The sequence below is a fragment of the Cryobacterium sp. TMT1-2-1 genome, from assembly GCF_004403955.1.
Lineage (GTDB): Bacteria > Actinomycetota > Actinomycetes > Actinomycetales > Microbacteriaceae > Cryobacterium > Cryobacterium psychrotolerans.
The window spans coordinates 1-3,772 of record NZ_SOHC01000056.1 but is presented as its reverse complement, the minus strand read 5'-3'; the positions used below and the strand labels follow the sequence as shown (position 1 = coordinate 3,772).

The 3,772-nt window shown below is 73.4% G+C and carries 3 protein-coding genes; 1 reads left to right on the top strand and 2 read right to left on the bottom strand.

Translation table 11 applies throughout. The features are described from left to right. Positions 1 to 996 (bottom strand): aldehyde dehydrogenase family protein (locus tag E3T33_RS09760; protein ID WP_198417264.1); only part of this gene is annotated, 996 nt, incomplete at its 3' end. After that, positions 993 to 2,402 (bottom strand): aminotransferase class III-fold pyridoxal phosphate-dependent enzyme, encoded by a 1,410-nt coding sequence (locus tag E3T33_RS09755; protein WP_134575226.1) that lies wholly within the window; start codon positions 2,400 to 2,402, stop codon positions 993 to 995. The genes E3T33_RS09760 and E3T33_RS09755, both read right to left, overlap by 4 nt. 118 nt (positions 2,403 to 2,520) lie before the next feature. Between E3T33_RS09755 and E3T33_RS09750 the strand changes: the two genes are divergently transcribed. After that, positions 2,521 to 3,772: PucR family transcriptional regulator ligand-binding domain-containing protein (locus E3T33_RS09750; protein WP_166784458.1), on the top strand; the 1,252-nt coding region annotated here is incomplete at its 3' end.

Below are 3,772 nucleotides of genomic sequence, written 5' to 3'. Positions count from 1 at the left end.
CGCGGCGGCCGCCGCCTCGGCGAGCCGCGCCACCCCGGCGCGGTAGCCGGAGGCGATCCCGGCCGTGAGCAGGGGGGCGGCTTCGACCTGCGCCAGCTCCGCGAGCACGGCGTCGAAGATGCCGGCGCCGGCGGGGGCGAAGAGCAGCCCGGGCTTGGTGCAGAACTGTCCGGCCCCGAGGGTGAACGACCCTACGAAGCCGGCGGCGATCTCCTGGCCGCGCGCCGCGGCATCCGGGGTCACGAAGACCGGGTTGACTGTGCCCATTTCGGCGAAGACCGGCACTCCGCGGGCGGCGGCCCGTTCGACCAGGGCCATGCCGCCGCCCTGGCTGCCGGTGAAGGCGACCGCGGTGACCTCGGCGGCGTCGACGAGCTGCAGCCCGGCGTCGAAGCCCACGACGAGGGCGTAGCTGCCCGGCGGGGCGCCGGCCGCGGCGAGCGCGCAGGTGACGAGTTCGGCCAGGCGCACGCTCAGGCGCGGGTGCGCCGGGTGGGCCTTGACGATCACCGGGCAGCCGGCGGCGAGGGCCGAGGCCACGTCGTGGCCGATCACGCCGAAGCCGAAGGGGAAGTTGCTCGCCCCGAACACAGCGACCGGGCCGACCGGGATGTTCCAGCGGGACAAGGTGGAGTCGCCGCCGATCCCCTCGGTGCCGGCCTGGAGGTAGCTGCCCTCGGCCGCGACCGTGCCGTAGAAGAGCGTGCTGGCCGCGCACTTGGCGAGTTCGCCGCGCAGGCGGTCCAGGCCGAGGCCGGTTTCCTCGCGGGCGATCCCGACGAGTTCCTCGTCGTGTGCCGTGAGGGCCTCGGCGACGGCGGTGAGCCAGCCGAGGCGCGTCGCCGGGCTGGTCTCGGCGACGCGATCCGCCGCGCTCTGCGCCCGCCTCAGGATGTCGGAGACCCGTTCCGGGGACGTGTGCGGCACGCTTCCGCGCTGCTCGCCCGTGCGCGGGTCGTGGCTCGGGTCGGCGTTCATCGTGGTCGGGGCGCTCACGCGCGGACCGCCGCCGCGCCGACGGCCGATCCGGCAGTCGAGTCGGCAGTCGATCCGGCAGTGGAGTCGGCGTACACCGACTCGACGGCCTCGCGGAGCACCGCGAGCCCGTCTTCGAGCAGTTCCTGGCCGATCACGAGCGGGGGAAGCAGTCGGATGACGTTGCCGTACGTTCCGCAGACAAGCACGAGCACGCCCCGGGCGTGGCAGCGCGCGGCGACCGCCGCGGCGAGCAACGGCCGCGGCTCGAGCGTCGCGGCGTCGGCGAATTCGATCGCGAGCATGGCGCCGCGGCCGCGGAATTCGACGATCGGCAAGTCCTCGGTCACGAGCGGTTCGAGCACCCGGCGCACCGTGTCCTCGATGCGGAGCGCCCCGGCGAGCAGGTCGCCGGTTTCGAACGCCTCGAAGACGCCGAGTGCGGCGGCGCAGGCGAGCGGGTTGCCGGCGTAGGTGCCGCCGAGGCCGCCCGCGTGCACGGCGTTCATCAGCTCCACCCGGCCGGTCACGGCGGTGAGCGGCAGGCCTCCGCCGAGGGCCTTGCCGGTGACGACGAGGTCGCCGGCCACTCCCTCGTACTCGCTGGCGAACATCCGGCCGGTTCGGCCCATTCCGGCCTGGATCTCGTCGAGCACGAAGACGATTCCGTGGCGGGCGGCGATGTCGCGGAGCCCGGCCAGGAAGCCGGGGGCGGGCACGATGAAGCCACCTTCGCCCTGGATCGGCTCGATCACCATGGCGGCGAAGGTGTCCGCTCCCTGCGCGGCCAGGACCGCCTCGACCCCGGCGAGCGCTTCGACGGTGGCGTTCTCCGCTCCGCCCGGCCAGCGCAGCGGCGCCGCCATCGGCGCCCGGTGTACCTCGCCGGGGAAGGGCCCGAAGCTGGTCTTGTACGGGTTTTCCTTGGCGGTCATCGCCATGGTCAGCAGCGAACGCCCGTGGTAGGCGTCGTCGAAGACGAGGATCTTCTCCCGCCCGGTGGCGGCCCGGGCGATCTTGATGGCGTTCTCCACGGCCTCGGCGCCGGTGGAGAACAGCGCGGTGCGCTTCTCGAAGTCGCCGGGGGTGTGCGTGTTCAGCCACTCGCAGACCGCGGTGAACGAGTCGTACTCCGTCACCATGAAGCAGGTGTGGGTGAACCGGGCCAGCTGGTCACGCACCCGGGCCTGCACGAGCGGGTTACTCGCCCCGACGCTGGTCACCGCGATGCCCGAGGCGAAGTCGATGATGCGGTTGCCGTCGACATCCTGCAGGATGCCGCCCTCCGCCCGGTCGATGAACACCGGCAGGGCGACTCCGAATCCGCTCGAGACGTGCTGCACGCGCTCGGCGTGCAGGGTCGTGGACCTGGGGCCCGGGATCGCGGTGCGGAGCAGGCGAGTCTGGGCAAGCGGCATTGATTCCATGGCTTCAATGTAGGCGAGGCCACCCTCCGCGACATCGTACGGACTATCCACAACCGCACCCCCGCGGAGATAGACTATCCAGTCATTGCCCCGGCCTCTCGATCTGAACAGGATGACTATGGTGCGGATCAGCCTCGCCCGGCTGTGCGAACAGCTCGGATCGGATCTCCTGCCGCACGACGGCGGCCATGTGACCCGGCAGGGACTGGCCGGCGTGCACATCTCCGAGCTCGACGATCCGACCCCGTACCTCGGTGGCGGGGAGCTGCTGCTGACCACCGGCATCCCGTTTTCGGGCGGCGCCGACGGGGCCGGCCGGTACGTGCAGCGCCTCGTTGACCGGGGCGTTGCCGCGCTCGGCCTGGGGCTCGGCGCGGGGACCGACGAGGTCCCGGCCGAACTGGATGCCGCCTGCCGCGAGGCCGGGCTGCCCCTGCTCATCGTTCCGGAACGAACCCCGTTCATGCACGTGTCGCGGGCCTATTGGGACCTCGTCGGCAAGGCGGAGCAGGCCGATCTCACCGCGAGTCTGAGCCGGCAGACCTCGCTCGCCCGCGCGGCCACGCGCCCGGGGGCGGTCGCCTCGGTCGTCAAGGCCCTGGCCGAAGCCCTGGGCGGCTGGGCCGCCTATGTGCCCGCCGACGGGACCGCCGAGACGATCTGGCCCCTGGCCGAGGCCCGCCTGCTGCCGCAGCTGCGCGAGGAGACCGCGCGGCTCGGCCTGGCCGGCACGCACTCCTCGGCGACGTTCCCCCTGCACGGGACTGACGTCGTCGAATACTCGATCATCGCCGACGAGAAAACGGCGGGATTCCTCGCGGTCGGAGCCGGGCGGGCGCTGCGCGCGGCGGATCGGCAACTCATGCTGACCGGCTGCATGCTCCTCTCGGTCACCGCGCAGCAGCACTGGGACCGGCGCCGGGCCGACGCGGTCCTGGGCGGCACCGCGGCATCCCTGATCCTGCACGGATACGCGGATGCCGCTCGCCTCGCGGCCGACGAACTGGGCATCCCCGCGCTCGCGGAACGGGTGCGGCTCCTGGCCGTGCGCGGCGGGCAGGTCGAGCTCCTGGGCAACGCCGAGCTGGCCGACCGGATTGCCGCGATGGCGCCGGCCGGGGCGGCGGCGCGGCTGCGGCGGAGCATCCGCCGTTCGGGCCTGCGCTGCACGCTGGACGGCTTGACCTACGTGATCCTGGCGGAGACCGGCGCCGGGGCGAACGAGGAACCGAGCGGCGAAGCGAGCGGCGACAGGCGGGTGGGCTCGGAGCCCGCGGGGGCGCCGGCCGGCGGAGCAGGTGCCGGGCCCTCTGTCGGCTCGCCTGGCTGGCTGGCTGCCGAGCCTGCTGGCGGACCGGCGGCGGGGCAAG